The 19,899-nt window shown below is 54.4% G+C and carries 16 protein-coding genes and 1 other RNA gene; all 17 read left to right on the top strand.

Annotated features, from left to right (window positions below; all coding sequences use genetic code 11):
• The first annotated feature begins 9 nt into the window (after positions 1 to 9).
• The 17 genes from tpiA (at position 10) to MJA45_RS25820 (ending at position 19,822) form a co-directional block, all read left to right on the top strand.
• Positions 10 to 762: a triose-phosphate isomerase gene (tpiA, locus tag MJA45_RS25900; RefSeq protein ID WP_315604786.1), complete on the top strand. Its 753-nt coding sequence runs from the start codon at positions 10 to 12 to the stop codon at positions 760 to 762.
• Between the two features lies 1 nt (position 763).
• Complete coding sequence (gpmI, locus tag MJA45_RS25895; RefSeq protein ID WP_315604785.1) at positions 764 to 2,332, top strand: 2,3-bisphosphoglycerate-independent phosphoglycerate mutase; 1,569 nt, start codon at positions 764 to 766, stop codon at positions 2,330 to 2,332.
• The gene (gene eno / locus MJA45_RS25890; RefSeq protein WP_315604784.1) at positions 2,329 to 3,621 is read left to right on the top strand and encodes a phosphopyruvate hydratase; all 1,293 of its coding nucleotides are present in this window, start codon (positions 2,329 to 2,331) and stop codon (positions 3,619 to 3,621) included. Before gpmI ends, eno begins: the two co-directional genes overlap by 4 nt.
• A gap of 47 nt (positions 3,622 to 3,668) precedes the next feature.
• Positions 3,669 to 4,370 carry a M50 family metallopeptidase gene (locus MJA45_RS25885; protein WP_315604783.1) on the top strand — a complete coding sequence of 234 codons (702 nt, stop codon included), beginning with the start codon at positions 3,669 to 3,671 and terminating at the stop codon, positions 4,368 to 4,370.
• A gap of 22 nt (positions 4,371 to 4,392) precedes the next feature.
• Entirely contained in the window at positions 4,393 to 5,151 is a 759-nt protein-coding gene (locus tag MJA45_RS25880) for a sugar phosphate isomerase/epimerase family protein (protein WP_407083084.1), read from the top strand.
• Positions 5,152 to 5,221: 70 nt separating this feature from the next.
• Complete coding sequence (secG, locus tag MJA45_RS25875) at positions 5,222 to 5,458, top strand: preprotein translocase subunit SecG (RefSeq protein ID WP_315604781.1); 237 nt, start codon at positions 5,222 to 5,224, stop codon at positions 5,456 to 5,458.
• 294 nt (positions 5,459 to 5,752) lie between these two features.
• Positions 5,753 to 8,179: a ribonuclease R gene (gene rnr / locus MJA45_RS25870; RefSeq protein WP_315604780.1), complete on the top strand. Its 2,427-nt coding sequence runs from the start codon at positions 5,753 to 5,755 to the stop codon at positions 8,177 to 8,179.
• A 346-nt stretch (positions 8,180 to 8,525) separates the two neighbouring features.
• Entirely contained in the window at positions 8,526 to 9,005 is a 480-nt protein-coding gene (smpB, locus tag MJA45_RS25865; RefSeq protein WP_315604779.1) for an SsrA-binding protein SmpB, read from the top strand.
• Between the two features lie 203 nt (positions 9,006 to 9,208).
• Positions 9,209 to 9,571, top strand: a transfer-messenger RNA (tmRNA) gene (ssrA, locus tag MJA45_RS25860).
• A 260-nt stretch (positions 9,572 to 9,831) separates the two neighbouring features.
• Positions 9,832 to 10,086 (top strand): hypothetical protein, encoded by a 255-nt coding sequence (locus MJA45_RS25855; RefSeq protein ID WP_315604778.1) that lies wholly within the window; start codon positions 9,832 to 9,834, stop codon positions 10,084 to 10,086.
• A 56-nt stretch (positions 10,087 to 10,142) separates the two neighbouring features.
• A complete protein-coding gene (locus tag MJA45_RS25850; protein WP_315604777.1) occupies positions 10,143 to 11,216 on the top strand; it encodes a GntR family transcriptional regulator in 1,074 nt (357 codons plus the stop codon).
• A 128-nt stretch (positions 11,217 to 11,344) separates the two neighbouring features.
• Positions 11,345 to 12,715 carry an ABC transporter substrate-binding protein gene (locus tag MJA45_RS25845; RefSeq protein ID WP_315604776.1) on the top strand — a complete coding sequence of 457 codons (1,371 nt, stop codon included), beginning with the start codon at positions 11,345 to 11,347 and terminating at the stop codon, positions 12,713 to 12,715.
• Positions 12,716 to 12,797: 82 nt separating this feature from the next.
• A complete protein-coding gene (locus tag MJA45_RS25840) occupies positions 12,798 to 13,679 on the top strand; it encodes a carbohydrate ABC transporter permease (RefSeq protein ID WP_407083175.1) in 882 nt (293 codons plus the stop codon).
• 39 nt (positions 13,680 to 13,718) lie between these two features.
• Positions 13,719 to 14,558: a carbohydrate ABC transporter permease gene (locus MJA45_RS25835; protein ID WP_315604774.1), complete on the top strand. Its 840-nt coding sequence runs from the start codon at positions 13,719 to 13,721 to the stop codon at positions 14,556 to 14,558.
• A 122-nt stretch (positions 14,559 to 14,680) separates the two neighbouring features.
• Positions 14,681 to 17,014, top strand: a complete 2,334-nt coding sequence (locus MJA45_RS25830) for a family 43 glycosylhydrolase (protein WP_315604773.1) — start codon at positions 14,681 to 14,683, stop codon at positions 17,012 to 17,014.
• Positions 17,015 to 17,037: 23 nt separating this feature from the next.
• Positions 17,038 to 18,807, top strand: coding sequence for a glycoside hydrolase family 2 protein (locus MJA45_RS25825; RefSeq protein ID WP_315604772.1), 1,770 nt, complete (start codon positions 17,038 to 17,040; stop codon positions 18,805 to 18,807).
• 52 nt (positions 18,808 to 18,859) lie between these two features.
• Positions 18,860 to 19,822, top strand: a complete 963-nt coding sequence (locus tag MJA45_RS25820; RefSeq protein WP_407083083.1) for a glycoside hydrolase family 43 protein — start codon at positions 18,860 to 18,862, stop codon at positions 19,820 to 19,822.
• Positions 19,823 to 19,899: the final 77 nt, after the last annotated feature.

Raw genomic sequence — 19,899 nt, 5'->3', positions numbered from 1 at the left:
CCGTCATCCATGAGAAAACCGATCATTGCAGGTAACTGGAAAATGTTCAAGACGAACAAGGAAGCCGCTGCTTTCGCCGAAGAGGTGAAGGGACAGGCCGCGGTAGAAGGAGTAGAGAGCGTGATTTGCGCTCCGTACACAGCCCTGGCCACACTGGTCGAAGCGGTTAAAGGAACTGGGATCCAAGTAGGCGCCCAGAACATTCACTGGGAAGACAACGGGGCGTTCACAGGCGAGATCAGCGGGGAAATGCTGAAGGAGCTTGGCGTCACCTACGTCATCATCGGCCATTCCGAGCGCCGCCAGTACTTCGGCGAGACCGACGAGACGGTGAACAAGCGCACGAAGGCCGCCTTCAAGCACGGCTTGACGCCGATCGTCTGCGTTGGCGAGAAGCTCGAGGAGCGCGAAGCGGGCCGCACGAAGGACGTCTGCCGCGAGCAGACCGTGAAGGCACTCGAAGGCTTGAGCGCGGAACAGGTGGCGCAGGCTGTTATCGCGTATGAACCGGTATGGGCCATCGGAACGGGCAAATCCTCCACGGCGGAAGACGCGAACGAAGTCATCAGCTACATCCGCGAGCTGGTCAAGGAGCAGGCCGGTGCGGAAGCGGCCGCTGCGGTCCGCATCCAGTACGGCGGCAGCGTGAAGCCTAACAACATTAAAGAATACATGGCCAAAGAAGACATCGACGGCGCATTGGTAGGCGGAGCGAGCTTGGAGCCGGCTTCTTATCTGCAGCTGGTCGAGGGGGCTAAGTAACATGGCCAGACCAAAACCGGTAGCCCTCATTATTCTGGACGGCTTCGGGCTGCGCGGCGACGTTCAGGGCAATGCCGTGGCGCAGGCGAACAAGCCGAACTTCGACCGTTATTGGGCCGAGTACCCCCACACGACATTGACGGCATGCGGAGAAGCCGTCGGTCTTCCGGCGGGGCAGATGGGCAACTCCGAGGTGGGGCACCTGAACATCGGCGCCGGCCGGATCGTTTACCAGGACTTGACCCGGATTACGAAGTCCATCCGGGACAGCGATTTCTTCGACAATGAGACGCTGATCGCCGCCATCCGGCATGCCAAGGAAAACGGCAAAAAGCTTCACCTGTACGGCCTTCTGTCGGACGGCGGGGTGCACAGCCATATCGACCACCTGTTCGCCCTTCTGGATCTGGCGAAGAAGGAAGAGTTCTCGGATGTGTACATCCATGCCTTCCTCGACGGCCGCGACGTGGCTCCGGACAGTGCAAAGGCCTATATGGGCAGCCTGCTTGCGAAGATCAACGAAGTCGGCATTGGCAAGGTGGCCACTGTTCAAGGGCGCTATTATGCCATGGACCGCGACAAGCGGTGGGAGCGGGTGGAGAAGTCTTACTGCGCGATGGTATACGGGGAAGGGCCGAAATATACGGATCCGCTCGAAGCCATCACCGAGTCTTACGAGAAATCCGTCTTTGACGAGTTCGTCATTCCGACGGTCATCGTGAACGAGGATCAGTCGCCGGTAGGTCTTGTGGAGTCCGGGGACTCCGTTATCTTCTTCAACTTCCGTCCCGACCGGGCCATCCAGCTTTCTCAAGTATTCACGAATGAAGACTTCCGCGGCTTCGACCGGGGTGAGAAATATCCGAAGGACTTGTATTTCGTCTGCATGACCCTGTTCAGCGAGACGGTCGGAGGGCTGGTCGCCTACAAGCCGAAGAACCTCGACAACACGCTCGGCGAAGTGCTGGCCCAGAACAACCTCACCCAGCTGAGAACGGCCGAAACGGAGAAATACCCGCACGTCACGTTCTTCTTCAGCGGCGGCAGGGAAGCGGAATTGCCGGGGGAAACGCGCGTGCTGATCAATTCGCCGAAGGTGGCGACGTACGACCTTAAGCCGGAGATGAGCGCGTACGAGCTTGCGGAGTCGACGGTGAAGGAAATCCAGTCCGGCAAGCATGACGTCATCATCATGAACTTTGCGAACCCGGATATGGTGGGACACTCCGGCCTGCTAGAGCCGACGATCAAAGCGGTGGAAGCGACGGACATCTGCCTCGGCGCCGTAGTGGAGGCCATCCAGGCAGCCGGCGGGGTTGCGCTGATCACGGCCGACCACGGCAACGCCGACATCGTCCGCGACGAGCAGGACCGTCCGATGACGGCCCATACGACCAATCCCGTCCCCTTCATTGTGCTGGACAAACATGTTAAACTTAGAAACGACGGCATTCTGGCCGATATCGCCCCAACCATGCTCGATCTGCTGAGCGTAGAGAAGCCGAAGGAAATGACCGGCTTCACCTTGATTGACAAACCCAATGATAACCAAGGAGTGGTAAAAGCATGAGCATCATCACCGACGTATACGCACGCGAAGTACTGGACTCCCGGGGCAACCCGACCGTAGAGGTGGAAGTTTTCCTCGAATCCGGCGGCAAAGGAACCGCGATCGTTCCTTCCGGCGCCTCGACTGGAGCTTATGAAGCGGTAGAGCTTCGCGACGGCGACAAGAGCCGTTACCTCGGCAAAGGCGTACTGAAAGCCGTAGAGAACGTAAACGAGATTATCGCACCGGAAATCATCGGTCTGGACGCCCTGGATCAAGTGGCCATCGACAACAAGATGATCGAGCTGGACGGTACCGAGAACAAAGGCAAGCTCGGCGCCAACGCGATTCTGGCCGTTTCGATGGCGGTAGCCCGTGCGGCGGCTGATGCTCTGGACATTCCTCTGTATGTATACCTGGGCGGCTTTAACGCCAAAACGCTGCCGGTTCCGATGATGAACATCATCAACGGCGGAGAGCACGCGGACAACAACGTCGATGTGCAGGAATTCATGGTTCTGCCGGTTGGCGCACCAAACTTCAAGGAAGCCCTCCGCACCGGAGCGGAAATCTTCCACAGCCTGAAATCCGTGCTGAAGGAAAAAGGCTTGAACACCGCTGTAGGCGACGAGGGCGGCTTTGCTCCTAACCTGAGCTCGAACGAAGAAGCGATCACCACGATCCTTACCGCGATCGAGCGTGCCGGCTACAAGCCGGGCGAAGATGTCTTCCTCGGCATGGACGTCGCCTCCACCGAATTCTACAAAGACGGCAAGTACCACCTCGAGGGCGAAGGCAAGTCCTTTACGTCCGCTGAGTTCGTCGACTTCCTGGCTGATTGGGTAAGCAAATACCCGATCCTGACCATCGAAGACGGCTGCGCCGAAGACGACTGGGAAGGCTGGAAGCTGCTGACCGAGAAGCTGGGTGACAAGGTACAGCTCGTGGGCGACGACCTGTTCGTTACGAACACGAAGCGCTTGTCCACCGGCATCGAGCAGGATATCGCGAACTCCATTCTCGTCAAAGTGAACCAGATCGGTACCCTGACCGAGACCTTCGACGCCATCGAGATGGCGAAGCGCGCCGGCTACACGGCCGTTATCTCCCACCGCTCCGGCGAAAGCGAAGACAACACGATCGCCGATATCGCGGTAGCCACCAACGCCGGCCAGATCAAAACAGGGGCACCGTCCCGTACGGACCGCGTAGCGAAATACAACCAGCTTCTCCGCATCGAAGACAACCTGCCTAACGCGCAATACGCCGGCAGAAGCGCCTTCTACAACCTGAGAAGCTTCAAGAAGTAGCATCGATACAGCATTCTCGCCATAAACTAGGACGAGGAGGGGATTCCATGGGAAAATGGGCGAAAACCATCACGATTTTACTCGTATTGGCTTTTATCACTCATTCCCAATGGGTCCCCTTTTCTTCTTTTTTCCGCAATGTGGACACGATGATTCATGAATTCGGCCATGCGATGGTAACGCTGATGCTCTCCGGAACCGTCATGAACATCGACCTTTACGCCGATCACAGCGGGGTCACGCGGTCGCTCGTTTCGAACCGGGCGGCGATGATTCCCATCGGGTTGTCCGGTTATGTAACGGCTTCGCTTTTTGCCTGGGGGCTGTTCAGCCTGTACGCCCGCCGCCGGCAGACCCTCGGACTGCTGCTAATCATGGGGGTCGCGGTGGGGTCGCTGCTGCTTTTTGTCCGGAACGGGTTCGGCATGGCCTGGCTCGCCGGCTTTATCGTCCTGACCGCCGTTGTGATGCTGCTCGCCCCGAAGACCGTCGTTAAATACTACTACCTCTTCATCGCTTTTCTGACGCTGGAGGAATCCGTTACCGGCTCAGTCACCATTCTTCTGGCGGCTTATCTGCACCCGGGCCAGGCGGGAGATGCCTCGGTGCTGGCCAACGTATCGCCGGTTCCGGCTATCGTCTGGGGGGCCGGATTCCTGGTGTTCTCCCTCTGGTGCGCCAAGCAGGCGATTACCGCTTTTGCGGGGCGCCGCAAGGAGACGAGGCAGACCGGCCGGTTTAACTATTAAGGATGCAAAGGAGACCATCTCGATGGCTAATATTCCGGTAGGTTTACAATTGTATACATTAAGAAACGAAACGGCAGAGGACTTCTTAGGGACCTTGGCAAAGGTAGCCGACATGGGTTACAAAACGGTGGAATTCGCCGGCTACCGCGACATCCCGGCCAAGGAAATGAAGAAAGCGCTGGACGATCTCGGCCTGCAGGCGGTCTCAAGTCACGTTGGCCTGCAGCTGCTCGAAAGCGAGCTGGAGAAGCAGATTGCCTACAGCCAGGAAATCGGCGCGCAATATATCATTTGCCCTTGGCTGGACGAGAAGCTTCTGAAGAACGAGGGGGACTTCAACAAGCTGATGAGCGATTTCCGCAAGTACGGACAAGCCATTAACGAAGCGGGGCTGACGTTCCTGTACCACAACCATGCCTTCGAATTCGAGAAGGTGGATGGGGAGTACATCCTCGACCGCATGTACCAGTCGGTAGACCCGCAGCACCTGCAGGCGGAGCTGGATCTGTATTGGGTCAAAAAAGGCGGGCTCGATCCGAAGGAGTACCTGCTCTCCTACAAAGGCCGGGTGCCGATCGTTCATGTGAAGGACATGGCCGACGACGCCGAGCAGTCCTTTGCCGAAGTGGGCCACGGGGTAATCGATTATCCCTCCGTTCTGGAAGCCGCGGTGGAAGCGGGAGTCCAATATTTCATGGTGGAGCAGGACGTCTGCAAACGGCCGCCGCTCGAGAGCGTTAAGATGAGCATCGATTACTTGAAATCGATCGGTATTGCCTGATCTTGGCCCATGTGATAAACTGGGTGTACTGTGTCCGAAATAGGTCGGCCGGCTGCAAGGGGGTGGGAACATGGAAATTGCATTCAAAATTTTATTGATCATTGCTTCGTTAGGCTTGATAACCGTCGTGCTTCTCCAGAAAGGTAAGAGCGCAGGGTTGTCGGGCGCCATCTCCGGAGGTGCGGAACATCTCTTCGGCAAGCAGAAAGCGCGTGGGCTGGATTTGTTTTTGTCCCGCTTGACAATGGGACTCGCCGTTGCTTTCTTCATCCTTTCGATCGTGGTGGCCTTCTTCGCGAAGAGCTAGCCTCCTAATGAAATGAGACAAGCGGCAGAACTTAGGTTCTGCCGTTTTTTTTGTGCGTGGATTCAGGGGCAGCCAGTAAGACAAGGCGTCGCGGCGGCTTCCTTTTTGTGGGAGGGGTGTAAGTCCCTTGCTGCTAGGTCTTCGGTTACGGAGATTTCGGGCGTGGACGGAGGGAAGCTTTTTGTGTTCGCCCGTTTCTTCCTCTATACTAAGGGTTAAATAGATTGGTATAAATACCCTCGGGGATAAGATAAGCCTCACGTGTCTATACTGATACAGAAGAAGGTGATGCCCATGGTTACGGAGCAGGAGCTATTGGAGCTTTTGCATGATGAGCAATATAAACCGAAAACGTACCAGGAACTGGAGAAGCATTTCCATATCGACAGCGCTCAGGATTTCAAGGATTTCCTTAAACTGTTGAATGGGTTGGAAGAGAAGGGACTCGTTTACCGGTCTCCTAATGAAAGATATGGAATCCCCGAGCGGATGAACCTGCTGAGAGGCAAGCTTCAGGCGCATGCCAAGGGGTTCGGTTTTCTGCTGCCTGAAGACAAGAACCACCCGGATGTCTACATCAATGCGAACGACATGAACGGGGCGATGAACCGGGACGAAATCCTCGTGCGCATTACGACCCGGGGACCGGCAGGGGGAAGGCTGGAGGGCGAGGTTGTCAAAATCGTTCAAAGGGCCACGACCCGGCTCGTCGGGACGTTCCAGAACAACGAAAGCTACGGCTTCGTGCTTCCGGATGACAAGCGGATCGTGCGGGATATTTTTATCCCGAAGCATGCTTTCCTTGGGGCGGTGGACGGCCAGAAGGTCGTCGTGAACATCGTCAACTACCCGGAAGGGCGCTCCGCGGCGGAAGGGGAAGTCATCGAGATTCTCGGGCACAAGGATGACCCGGGTGTGGACATTCTGTCCATCATCCGCAAGTTCCAGCTGCCGGAGAGCTTCCCGGAGGAAGTGATGGAGGAGGCCGAAGCCGTTCCGGATACGATCCGGGAAGAGGAGCTGAAGGGCCGCCGGGACCTGCGGGCGAAGCGGATTGTGACGATCGACGGCGAGGACGCCAAGGACCTGGACGATGCGGTCAACGTGGAGAAGCTGGAGAACGGCAACTACCTGCTCGGCGTCCACATTGCGGACGTGAGCTACTATGTGCGCGAGAACTCGGCTCTCGACCGGGAGGCGTACAACCGCGGCTGCAGCGTGTATCTGGTGGACCGGGTGATCCCGATGCTGCCGCACCGGCTGTCTAACGGCATTTGTTCCTTGAATCCGAAGGTGGACCGTCTGACGATGTCGTGCGAGATGGAGATCGATACGAACGCGAATGTCGTGCGCCACGACGTCTTCACCAGTGTGATCAAGACAACGGAGCGGATGACCTACACCAACGTCCGCAAAATCCTTACCGGGGAAGAGCCCGAGCTGCTTGAGAAGTATGCTGGTCTGGTCGACGACTTCAAGCTGATGGAAGAGCTGGCTATGAAGCTTCGCAACAAGCGGATTAACCGAGGCGCCATCGATTTCGACTTCCAGGAATCCAAGGTGATCGTGGACGAAGAAGGCAAGCCGGTCGATATTGTCAAAAGGGAACGTTCCATCGCCGAGATGATTATCGAGGAATTCATGCTGAAGGCGAATGAAACGGTGGCCGAGCATTTCCATTGGCTGAAGGTTCCGTTCCTGTACCGGATTCACGAGGATCCGGACGCCGAGAAGCTCATGAATTTCATGGTGTTTATTAATAATTTCGGCTACACGGTGCGTGGAGCCAAGGGAAACACGATTCATCCGAAGGCATTGCAGTCCGTTCTGGAGGATATCAAGGGAACGAAGGAAGAAACGGTCATCAGCACGGTACTGCTGCGTTCGATGAAGCAGGCCCGTTACGATTCCCAGAGCACGGGGCACTTCGGCCTTGCGGCGGAGTTCTATTCCCACTTCACTTCGCCGATCCGGCGTTATCCGGACCTGATCATCCACCGGGTGATCCGGGAGGTGCTCGAATCCGGCACGCTCTCCGAGAAGCGGATCGAGTATCTTGCCGGACGCATGGAAGACATTGCGAAACAGTCCTCCGAACGGGAGCGGGTAGCCGTCGAGGCGGAACGGGAGACCGATGCGCTGAAGAAAGCCGAGTTCATGCTCGACAAGATCGGCGAGGAATTCGAGGGCATCATCTCGAGCGTCACCAACTTCGGCATGTTCGTCGAGCTGCCGAATTCGGTGGAAGGGCTCATCCGTCTCGCGGATCTGACGGACGATTACTACCACTACCATGAGAACCAGCTCGCCTTGATCGGGGAGCGGACGTCGAAGATCTTCCGCATCGGAGATGAGGTTAAGGTTCGCGTGGCGAAGGTGAACCTGGACGAGCGGACCATCGATTTTGAGATGGTCGATATGAAGCCGCGGCGTGCCAGCGGGGGGGCCGGCGGGTTCGGCGGCCCAGGAGGCAACCGCGGCCGCCGCGGAGGCGAAGGCGCCCGCGGCGAGGCCGGGCGAGGCGGTGCGCCGGGCCGCAGGCCGCGCAGCGCTGGAGCCGGCAGCGGCGAGGGCGGCCGGCGCAAGGGCGCAGCGGGCGGCGGCAAAGCCGGCGGCGCGAAGGGCGGAGGCGCAGCCAAGCCCGCAGGCGCCGGAGCCGGCAAGCCGGCCCGCGCGGGCGGCGTAGCGCCGGCTGCCCGCAAGCGGCGCAAGCGCAAGTAGCGCGCGGGCTGGTTGCGTGATGGTGCGGTTTCGGGCCGTTCGGCCCCGTGCGCTGCTGGGCAGCGAGCTGCGGCGTGCCGATTGGCCCGCGAGGCATGGGGTGGGCGATAACGACCAGCGGCTTCGGGCTGAAGGTCCATTTAGGCTACTGCTAATGGCGCAACCGGGAAGGGCCGAGGATCCGCCGGACGGCCTCGAATGCCGCGGTTTAACAAGAGGAGGCCTGACCGCAAATTGCGGCAGGCCTCCTTTTTTATAATCAAACTGGCCCAGGGGGTTCTCTTTCTTTTGCCCGGTATTTTTGATAAACTATTCACCTAGGGACGTTGAGAGAGAGGTGGTCGGCATGGCCAAGAAGAACAACGACCGGGTGCTGGCCCAGAACAAGAAAGCATCCCACGATTATTTCATCGAAGAGACGTACGAGTGCGGCATGGTGCTGACGGGAACGGAGATCAAGTCGATCCGGTCCGGCAAGGCCAACCTGAACGACAGTTTTGCTACGATCCGCAACGGCGAGGTCTTCCTTCATAACATGCATGTCAGTCCGTTTGAGCAAGGCAACCGGTTTAACCCCGAGGACCCTACGCGAGCGCGTAAGCTGCTGCTGCATAAGGTTCAGATCGCGAAGCTGTTCGGCGCTTCCAAGGCGGAGGGCTACACGTTAGTGCCGTTAAAGATTTACGTGCGTAACGGATACGCCAAGCTGCTGCTGGGACTGGGCCGCGGTAAGAAGAACTACGACAAGCGCGAGACTCAGGCAAAGCGCGATGCGAACCGCGACATCCAGCGGGCGCTGCGGGAGAAGCAGAAGGTCGCTCGTTAGAAGAGCGGATGGCCGATACCTTGATCTTGTTCGGGCGCAGCGGGTAGCCAAGCTTATCCTGGATTGGTTACAGTTTTGTGGGGTTTTCCTGCTCGGGAAACGAGCATTTTCTTTAGATTTATGCTATACTAGAAGTACGGCTGATGAGGCCGGAACTACTTAAGGCTCGATGTCTTATCTTAATCCTTGCATCCCTTTACCATGGGGGCGTTTATGGATTCGACGGGGATAGTTCGAGCATGAGTAGCGGGTAGTGGGGACGCGTCCACTTCATCAACGCTAAAGCCTATTAAACGGCAAACAACAACAAACCTACGCAGTAGCTGCCTAATAACAGCTCTCGTGCTTCTACCCTCCATCGCCCATGTGGCGGGATAGGGGCTCAACCTTAGTGGGATACGCTGTCACATCTCCGCCTGGGGTGTGCTGAAGAAGACAATCAGGCTGACCCGACGAATAGCCGGTTACAGGGCGATTCCAGGGTGACATCAAAGCTGTAACTACACCCGTAGAAGCTTATGTGGCGTTATTTTCGGACAGGGGTTCAACTCCCCTCGCCTCCACCAAACCATCAGGACCTTGATCGCAAGAGATCAAGGTCCTGTTTGTTTTGGTGGATTTGCAGTAACGATCTGGTGTTAACCAAAAAAGCGATTAAGAAAGATTGATTTCTTTATCGCTTTTTTTTGTGCGCAAAAAAACCCATCCAAATTGGATGGGTGACAGAAGCCGGGTGAAGCGGACGACCCCTCACGGAATATGGTACGCCGACCTATGAAGTGATGAAGCTGTACGCCAACCGGAATCTCCGGCATATGCTTCCCGCATGAACGGAATGAAGGAAGTAACGGTCAAGCTTGACCTGCCGGCTTTAGAGTCTTCCAGCGATACGATCCTCCATGAAATCACGGGGAATTCCCCGTACGACAGCCATTCCGTATTCGAGCCGGACCGGATCAAGTGTCAAGCCCGCTCCGTTTCTGCCGAGCGGGTATGGGCTGCGCCCGTCATCCAATTTATGCAGTTGAGTCCCCTCCTTGCCTTTGAATGTACGATGGCTATGACCACTGGACAAGGCTAAACCATTAATTTAATATACTGAGTATAATGAGTATATAAACTTGAGGTGGAGCATACTTGAAAACCAATCCTTTATACAAACAAATTCAAGAGGACATTAAGGAACGCATTCGGGAAGGGAAATTAAGGCCCGGCGACCGTATCTCATCCGAGAAAGAATTGGCGGAGCAATACCATGTCAGCCAGATTACGAGCAAAAATGCTCTGGTAGGCTTGGCGGATGAAGGGATATTGGTCCGGCATCAGGGAAAGGGGACGTTTGTCAACAAAGACGTGTTGAACACCCATCTCACGAGCTCGCAGGGTTCCCAACTGGATGGTAGACAGAACAAAGGAATTATCGGACTGATCGTCCCAACCCTTAACACCAAGGTCGAACAAAAGATTGTGAATTATATCGAACAATATGCCGTACAGAACGGCTATCAAATCATTCTGCGGATCTCCAGGGAATCGCAGCTCACCGAGAGCGAAGCGATCGAATCGTTAATCGGCATAGGAGCCAAGGGGATCATCATCTTCCCAACAGAAGAAGAAACTTATAACGAAGATATTTTGCGGCTTTCGTTGAACAAATTCCCTCTGGTTCTCATTGATCGCTATCTCAAAGAAATCCGCACCTACAGCGTCAGCTCCGACAATATTTCCGGGACGTTCGAAGCTGTCACCTACATGCTGGATCAGGGGCATGAGCATATCGCCTTGATTTCCCCCGAAATTACAAATACCGTTACAGAGGACCGGGTAAGCGGGTTTGAGAAAGCTTTTTATAACCAAAAACTCCCGATTCACAAAAATTCGTGGTGTATTATCAACATGGCGGAAGTACACGACCGCAATTGCAGCAATCTGCTTTACGATTTTTTCGCCGCGAGACCTGAAATCACGGCGGCCTTCGCCATGAACGCTGAGCTAAGCAATTTCGCTTTTCAAGCCCTGAAGGGACTGGGGAAATCGATACCGGGTGACTTCATGCTGTTTGGCTTCGACGATCCGGAATGCGCGGGAGTCTGCTATGTGGAGCAGGACGAAAAATCGATGTGCGAGCAATCCGTGTCTCATTTACTTGAACAGCTTGAAGGCGTTTATAACCCGCAAAGGACTACGATTCCCATTAGATTAAAAAAGTAAGTATAATATATACTAAATTTATTATATAAAAATATATTGAATAAACGTATACTGATTTTAGTAAAGCGGTTACAACATCGTTTACACGATGTACCTTCGGAAGAGAAAAACAGGGAGGTTGATGTTAAGTGAAAGTCAAGCATTTCGCATTAGGAGCCGCATTTTTGGTGGCGCTTACAGGCTGTTCCTCGAACAGCGCGGGCTCTAACGGCAATTCACCGGCAAACAATACGGGGACAAAGAATGCGGATAACACGGCTTCGAACGCTCCGGCCGAGAAAGTCGAGCTTTCCTTCATGGGCCATGGCGATCCGAATGAGAAGAAGATCTTTACCGAGCTTATCCAGTCTTTCGAAACAAAATATCCGAACATAAAAGTCAATTATACGAGTGTCCCTCCGGCTGAATATGATCAGAAACTGACGACACTGACGGCAGCGGGCAAATCGCCGGACGTGTTCTATGTCTCTGGACCGGCTTTCTACCGGTATGCGGAGTCCGGCACGATTTTGAACATTCAGCAATATCTGAACAAAACCGACCTGTTCAAACCGGACAACGTATGGAAGCAAGCGACCGACCGTTACCGCTATGACGGCAAAAGCCTCGGTAAGGGCGACCTGTACGGGCTGCCGAAAGACGTAGGCCCGTGGGCGCTTGCCTATAATAAAGATCTGTTCGATAAAGCGAACGTTCCATATCCGCCCTCTGAAGCAGGAAAATGGACGTGGGACGATTTTCTGAATACGGCCAAGAAACTGACGCAGGACACGAACGGAGACGGGAAGACGGATATCTACGGCGCGGCCAACTTCCCGCTGGAAGGCGCCGTTTGGGCGAACGGCGGCGATTACGTCGATTATTCAACAGGTAAAATCAAAGTGGATACGCCTGAGTTTGCGAATGCCATGCAATTCGTCGCCGATTTGGGGCTGAAACACCATGTTACGCCTTCGCCAGAGGACGCAAAAGCGATGAACAACTATGCCCGTTTTGTCGCAGGGAAAATCGGTATGTTCCCTATGGGTCCTTGGGATCAGCCAGCTTTCTGGAAACTCCCGTATGGATGGGATCTTGCCGCATGGCCGTCCAGCCCGACGACGGGCAAGACGGCGACCTGGCTCGGATCGATGGGCTTCGCGATATCCAGCAAATCCAAGCATCCTCAAGAAGCGTTCAACCTGGCTGCTTTCCTTTCTCTCGACAAAGACGGCCAGAAGCAGAACATGGAAATGGGTCAAGCCGTACCGAACCTGATCGACATGGCCAAGAACGATTTTCTGCAGAATGGAAAAGCGCCGGAGCACAAGCAAGTGTTCTTGGATATTATCGAGAATTACGGCCATCCGACCGTCGAATTCGGTTCGAAAGACACGCAATGGCTGGATACTTTCAATCAAGACGCCAGCAAAGTGTGGACAGGCAAGGAAACGGCAGCCGCTTGGCTGAAGGAAATCGCGCCTAAACTGCAGGAGCTCTACGATAAAGGGAATAAATAAAGGACTGGCGATAGAAGGTGAAGGTGGCGAATCCCTTCACCTTCTATCTCATCTAGGAAGGAAGAGCACGTTGAAAAACAAAATGATCAGCTACAGGCGAAAGGAAATAGGGTGGGCGTATGGCTTTGTGGCCATTCCGGTTCTTGGCTTTCTCTTGTTCGGATTGCTGCCTTTGATAGCTTCAGGGATTTTAAGCTTTACGAAGTGGGATATGGTGACTTCCCCGAAATTTGTCGGTTTCACGAATTATGTCAACCTCTGGAAAGACGAAAAGGTACACAAAGGTTTATTCAATACCTTCTTCATGCTCATTCATATTCCGCTCGGAATGTTTATTTCTCTGCTGCTTGCGATGCTCATGAATCAGAAAGTCAGAGGGGTCTCCATCTTTCGGACGATCTTTTACATCCCGGTGATTTCCCCCGTTGTCGCGGTTTCTCTTCTGTGGATGTGGATGCTGAACTATGACTTCGGCCTCGTAAACCAGTTTCTGTGGGATTGGTTTCATATCAAAGGCCCGAACTGGCTCGGCGATCCTCATTGGGTGAAGCCTTCCTTGATTCTGATGGGATTATGGGGAGGCGTCGGAGGGAACATGGTGCTGTATCTGGCCGGTCTGCAGTCGATTTCGTCGACTTATTACGAGGCGGCTGAAGTAGACGGGGCCAATGCCTTTCAGAAGTTTACGCGCATTACCGTTCCGCTGTTGTCCAATATTCACTTCTTCGTCGTGGTTATGGGCGTTATCGGCACCTTCCAGGCTTTCAGCCAAGTTTACGTAATGGTACCGGACGGAGGTCCGGAATACAGCGCCGCCACCGTCGTATTTAATATTTTCCAGCATGCGTTCGAATATTTCGACATGGGATACGCGAGCGCCGAGGCCTGGATGCTTGGCGTAATTATATTGATTCTCACTATGATTCAATTCCGCTTGTCCAAGAGATGGGCCTACAACGATTGATCGGATGATAAGGCAAGCAAAGACATTGGAGGAGTGTATATGGGTTTAAAGCGCAATCTGACGACGGGCTTCACGCTCCTGTTTCTTATAGTAGGTTCGATCATTACACTGGCGCCATTTTTCTGGACGATCTCGACCTCGCTAAAGAACCAACAGAACGTGTTCGATCTTCCGCCGAAGTGGATTCCGGATCCGGCCACGTTTGACAATTATAGAGAAGTCTGGAGTGCTGCGCCGCTCCTGCAGGGGTTTCTGAACAGCGCGATTATCGCCGTATTCGTATTGAGTATCGGACTCTTCGTATCGTCCATGGCCGCTTATGCATTCGCAAAAATCGACTTTCCGTTCAAAGAAACGATTTTTCTTTGCCTGATGGGGACGATGATGATCCCGTACTCGGTCATTATGATCCCGCAATTCATCGTATTTTCCCGTATAAATTGGGTCGATACGCTGCTGCCGCTGATCGTTCCGGGGTTGTTCGGCAATATCGTCGTTATTTTCTTTCTGAGGCAATTCATGCAGGGCGCCATTCCCAGCGAGCTGATTGAGGCGGCAAAATTGGATGGCAGCGGCTTCTTCCGGACATTCGCTACGATTGCCCTTCCGATCGCCAAACCGGCCATTGCCGCCCAGGCCGCATTAGGCTTCATGGGCGTCTGGAACGACTTCCTCGGCCCGTTGATCTATTTACATACGCCCGAGAAGCAAACGATCCAAGTATTGATCGCTTCCTTGCAGTCCATGTATATCAGCAGCTCGAATTATCCCTTGATTATGGCGGCCTCCTTCATTGCCATGATTCCGGTCATCCTTGTCTTCTTTTTCTGCCAGAAGTACTTCGTCGAATCGCTTGCCATCAGTGGTCTTAAGGGCTAGGAGACATGCGGAGAAAAAGGAGGACCGCCCGAAGCCTGCTCTGGGGTGTTTTGCTTTTGGCCGCCGCGGCCGCATCACTCGTTTTCGTACCCAGGACAACCAATGAGGAGGAGAAGGCAATCTTGTACAGCGATCAGGAGCCAACTTATCAAAATCCGCTGACGTTGCCCGAGGAATGGGAGGATTACGGAATTGGAGATCCTTATATTCTACGGTTTGACGGCAGGTATTATCTGTATTGCAGCACCAAGGACAACCGCTCCGGTGTCAAGGGCTGGAGCTCGGATGATCTGGTTCATTGGAAATACGAAGGACTTGTCGCAAGCGCCCCTCTGACAACAAGCGCGTATGCACCCGAGGTCGTCTACTGGAACGGATATTTCTACCTGTATACCTCGCCGGCAGGCAACGGGCATTATGTGCTGCGCAGCGAAAGTCCGACCGGTCCTTTCGAGGTCCAAACCGGCAATTTGGGACTAAGCATCGACGGTTCGGTATTCATTGGCGACGACGGCAAATGGTACTTCAGCCATGCGGGCACCGAAGGGATCGCCATGCACCCGATGAAGGATCCTTATACGATGGAGCCGGGCAAGACGCTGCCCGCCGCATTTCTCGGAGGCTGGACGGAAGGTTCTACTCTAATCAAGCGGAATGACGTGTACTATTTGACGTTTACGGGCAATCATGTGTTCAGCAAAGGCTACCGGGTTCAGTACGCGGTGTCGCATGACGGTCCGCTTGATAAATATCGGGTTCCTGACAACAATCCCGTGCTCATCCACACGGCAGGCGATTTCTTCGGCCTGGGACACAGCTCGACATTTCTGGGACCCGATCTCGATTCCTACTATATGGTTTATCACAATCTTGTGGGCAGATCAGCCGAAGGGCCGCCGGTCCGGCAAATGGACTTCGATCGTCTGGTCTTTAACGGTGACCGTATGGACGTGCTGGGCCCGACGAATACCCCTCAGCCGGTGCCGAAGCAAGCCGATTTCCAGAGCCGGTTTACCGAATCGAATGCCATGAAGGATTGGGAGCGGATCGACGGACCCGACGGAATCCGTTCATTCGTCAGCAAGTCGAAAACAGCGGAGGTCTTCACCGCAGAGTATAATTTCCGGTTATCCAGTCCGTCACCGGTTCAGAACGCGTGGGTCAAGCTCCTATTCGCTTATGAAAGCGAGGACCGTTACTGGTCCGTGCGCTTCGACCCCGCCTCTCATCAACTGGCCGTCATGCAGCGGGACCATGGAACGGAGAAAACGTTGTCGAGTCTCGACCTTGGCTCCGCCTTCGACATGACCAAACTGCACACCGTTCGCGTCGAGAACGACGGTGCCGTACTGCGGGTCTTCTTCGATTCGATGCAGAAGGTTAAGCTTCCGGTCAAGCTTGCGACCCCGGGCAGTATTGGTTACGCTTCCCTGCACGCCGAACCGCACTATTCCTATACGGCATTTTCGAACGATGCAGGCGGAAGCAGCGATTATGAAGCGTATAAAACAATTCCCGGAACGATAGAGGCCGTACATTATTTGAAAGGCAGCGACCGCGGATTTTCCGTGGGCAGCAGAGCCCAAGGGCAAATTCGATCCGAGGACGGGGTTGCGACGCAGCTGGAGGACGATGGCAGCTACTCGGCAACGCTCCCGGATCAGGGGGATTGGCTGAATTACAAGATTCACGTCGCCGAGGCGGGAACCTACGGCGTGCATCTGACTATAAAGCCGCAGGAAACCGATGCCCAAGTCGAGATTTCGTCTGAGGGCGCCAAGCTTGTATATTCCATCGGACGTTCGCCGCAGTCGGACTGGCAGGATGTCAAGGCAGGCACGATCGAACTGCCCGCCGGCTATCACACGCTGAAGATTAAGGTGAAGAAGGGAAAGCTTTCCTTCACCCGCCTCGGCTTGTACCGCTCGCAGACGTTGGAAGCGCAGGACGTCCTGCTAACGGTCCGAGAGGACGATTTGTCAGGCCAGTTCCGAAGCCTAGAGGGCGGGTACCAAGGCAGCGGGGGCGAAGAGGACCGATTGTTTGCCGGGAACTCGGCCTGGGATGATTATGAGCTTTCGGTTCGCGTAGGAATTCCTCAGGATTTCACCGGAGAAGGCAGTGTCCTGGTGCGCACGACGAACGAATCCGTTTTTCCCCACCAGGTCACCGAGTCCTTTATGGGATATTCCGTAACCCTATCGGATGGTCAAGTTCAGCTTCAGAAGGTGAACTACGACACAATGACGGTAGACAGCGCATCCATTGATACGAAGCCCGGCACAAGCTACCCGCTGCGCATCCAATTAAGCGGTTCGCATATTCGGGTATACTGGAACGATTCTTCCAAACCGGTGATTGATTACACGGACCAGCAGGCTTTTTTCCATGGTCGGGTTGGACTGAGAAGCCGTCAATCGAACATTACGTTTACGGAAATGAAAGTTAAACGATAACAGAGACAATAAGGGAGCAGACCATGACTACACAAAGCTATATTAAGGATTATCCCAGACCCCAATTCGTACGCGACAACTGGACGAGCTTGAACGGGGAGTGGGATTTCCGTTTTGATGACGACGATCTGGGAGAACAAGCGAATTGGCCACAGGGACTTCAAGCCGATCGGCGTATCAGGGTGCCGTTCACCTATGAAACCGAAGCCAGCGGGATTTGCGATCCCTCTTTCCACCCCCAGGTCTGGTATGAGAAAGAAATCGACTTGCCAGCGCATGTCTCGGAAAAGCGCGTGCTCTTGCATTTTCAAGCGGTCGATTATGCCGCCAAAGTATGGATTAACGGTCGTTATGTCGGGATGCACAAGGGCGGTTATGCCGCATTTGCTTTCGATATTACCCCGTACGTTACTTTCGGCTCTTCAAACCGGGTGACGGTGAAGGCGGAAGACAGCATGGATTGCGCGCAGCCCAGAGGGAAACAGCGTTGGCAGAAGGACAGCTTTGAGTGTTTCTATGTCCAGACGACCGGGATCTGGCAGACCGTGTGGCTGGAATACGTGGAACCTACACACATGGAATCGGTCAAAATTACGCCCGATTTCGATCAGCGTTCGGTCAGTTTCGAGTATCACGTTCCGGGAGCCGGGCAGGCGGGGCAGGAATTACAGCTTAAAACCGTAATCCGTATGAAAGGCAAAGTCGTCAAAACCTTTTCTATAGATATCGACCGGGCCTGGATGCAGATGTCGGTCAGCTTATTGCATGAGGCGAATGGCCCCTGGAAATTCATCGCATGGGCGCCTGAGCATCCGAACCTGTTCGACGTTGAGTTTATTCTATACCGGCAAGGTGTGGAAATCGACAGGGTCCTCTCCTACTTCGGCATGCGGAAAATTTCGATCGAGAACGGAAAAGTGCTGCTTAATAACGCTCCCATCTATCAGAGGCTGATCCTGGACCAGGGGTATTGGAAGGATTCCCATCTCACACCGCCTTCTGAGGAAGCCATTCTGGAAGACATTGACTGGATATTCGCGATGGGCTACAACGGCGTACGGAAGCATATGAAGATCGAAGACCAACGCTTCCTGTACTGGTGCGATGTCAAAGGCTTGCTGGTATGGTCGGAGATGGCGGCAACGTTCGAATTCAATGATCAGGCGGTCGAGTCTTTCAAGAACGAATGGGTAGAGATCGTTCGTCAAAATTATAACCATCCGAGCATCGTCACCTGGGTGCCGTTTAACGAATCGTGGGGTATTCCCAATGTGCTGCGCAACAAGCATCAACAGCAATTTACCGAAGCCATTTACCACTTGACCAAATCAATCGATCCGTATCGACCCGTCATCGTGAACGATGGCTGGGAACATACCGTATCGGACATCCTCACGCTTCACGATTACGAAGAAGACGGAGAAAGGTTCTTGCTGCGGTATCGAGACAAGGAGCAGGTCGTCGGAAACCGGATAGCATTCAACAACCTGAAATATGCATTGGCCGAAGGGTACGGCTATCGCGGTCAGCCGATCATCATCAGCGAATACGGCGGCATCGCGTTTCAATCGGACAAGGGCTGGGGATATGGCAATCAGGTGGGATCCGAAGAAGCGTTTCTAGAGCGGTTCCGCAGCATCACCGAGGCGATTCAAGCGTTTGATTACATTAGCGGCTACTGCTATACGCAGATCACCGACGTACAGCAGGAAATCAACGGACTCTTGACGGAGGATCGGAAGCCAAAGGTGAATTTGGAGACCATTCGCAAGATTAATCTGTCCAGCCGCTAAAAAAGTTCCATGATGCGGGAGTTGAGAACCTGATATGTCACCTCAAACTTTTATGAACCCCCAATTGGAAGAAGGGCCGGATCCGTGGGTGCTGCGGCATTCGGACGGAACCTACTATTTGACCTTTACGCTCCGGGATAGGATCGAGCTCCGCAGAAGCACGTCGCTGACAGGGCTGGCGGCGGCCGAGCCGAAGGTCATTTGGAAGCCCGAGCCGGGCGGCCGCTATTCGTATAACCTGTGGGCACCGGAGCTGCACCGCCTGGATGACAAATGGTATATCTACTATACGGCAAACGACGGCGCGGGCGGCGATGATACGAGAAGAATCTGCGTACTGGAACAAGCTGCAGCAGATCCGCTGGAGGATGGGTGGATATTCAAAGGGGCCGTGAATACGGCTTATCCCGGACTGGACGGAACCGTGTTTCGACATCGGGGAGAGCTTTATTTCTTCTACTCTGGCTATGGATATTTCCCGGACTACGGCTCCGCGATCTACGGGGCGCGTATGGTGAACCCTTGGACCATCCAGTCTCCTGACGTGCTGATCAGCGCACCGACCGCCGATTGGGAGAAGCAGGGGGGGATGGCGATAAATGAAGGCCCGGTCTTCCTGGAACGAAACGGAAGGATTCATCTGATCTTTTCAGCAAGTGCCACGTGGTCCGACGATTATTGTCTCGGCATGAACTCCATTCGGGAAACGGAGGACCTGCTTGACCCGTCGGCCTGGGAAAAACACCAAGGGGCGGTATTCGCCAAGCATCCGGCAAACCGCGTTTTTGCGCCAGGACATAACAGTTTTACGATTTCTTCTGACGGTAAGGAGGACTGGATCGTGTATCACGCCTATTCCTACTCCGAGCGGGAGCAATCGCGCGAGACGGGAAGCAAGCGCAGCATGCGGATACAGAAGTTCCGGTGGAATGCAGACGGTACCTCTGATTTCGGCGTTCCTTGCCCCGCGGGAAAAGCTTTTCCCGTTCCTTCGGGTGAGTACCGGACGGATTAATGCGTGCCGCAGCCGTATGGAACTGATTGGAAGGAATTGAGAAGCGATTAAACAATTTTCTTAAAGGAGCATGTCGG

The sequence above is a fragment of the Paenibacillus aurantius genome, assembly GCF_032268605.1.
GTDB lineage: Bacteria > Bacillota > Bacilli > Paenibacillales > NBRC-103111 > Paenibacillus_AO > Paenibacillus_AO aurantius.
This window is presented reverse-complemented; position numbering and strand designations above follow the sequence as displayed.

What these genes read in the sequence shown, in the direction of transcription:
- smpB (WP_315604779.1), top strand. Translation starts at nt 8,526, where the DNA reads ATGGCCAAGAAGAACAACGACCGGGTGCTGGCCCAGAACAAGAAAGCA.
- MJA45_RS25820 (WP_407083083.1), top strand. Translation starts at nt 18,860, where the DNA reads ATGAACCCCCAATTGGAAGAAGGGCCGGATCCGTGGGTGCTGCGGCAT.
- rnr (WP_315604780.1), top strand. Translation starts at nt 5,753, where the DNA reads ATGGTTACGGAGCAGGAGCTATTGGAGCTTTTGCATGATGAGCAATAT.
- secG (WP_315604781.1), top strand. Translation starts at nt 5,222, where the DNA reads ATGGAAATTGCATTCAAAATTTTATTGATCATTGCTTCGTTAGGCTTG.
- MJA45_RS25835 (WP_315604774.1), top strand. Translation starts at nt 13,719, where the DNA reads ATGGGTTTAAAGCGCAATCTGACGACGGGCTTCACGCTCCTGTTTCTT.
- eno (WP_315604784.1), top strand. Translation starts at nt 2,329, where the DNA reads ATGAGCATCATCACCGACGTATACGCACGCGAAGTACTGGACTCCCGG.
- MJA45_RS25880 (WP_407083084.1), top strand. Translation starts at nt 4,393, where the DNA reads ATGGCTAATATTCCGGTAGGTTTACAATTGTATACATTAAGAAACGAA.
- MJA45_RS25840 (WP_407083175.1), top strand. Translation starts at nt 12,798, where the DNA reads ATGATCAGCTACAGGCGAAAGGAAATAGGGTGGGCGTATGGCTTTGTG.
- MJA45_RS25885 (WP_315604783.1), top strand. Translation starts at nt 3,669, where the DNA reads ATGGGAAAATGGGCGAAAACCATCACGATTTTACTCGTATTGGCTTTT.
- tpiA (WP_315604786.1), top strand. Translation starts at nt 10, where the DNA reads ATGAGAAAACCGATCATTGCAGGTAACTGGAAAATGTTCAAGACGAAC.
- gpmI (WP_315604785.1), top strand. Translation starts at nt 764, where the DNA reads ATGGCCAGACCAAAACCGGTAGCCCTCATTATTCTGGACGGCTTCGGG.
- MJA45_RS25825 (WP_315604772.1), top strand. Translation starts at nt 17,038, where the DNA reads ATGACTACACAAAGCTATATTAAGGATTATCCCAGACCCCAATTCGTA.
- MJA45_RS25855 (WP_315604778.1), top strand. Translation starts at nt 9,832, where the DNA reads ATGAACGGAATGAAGGAAGTAACGGTCAAGCTTGACCTGCCGGCTTTA.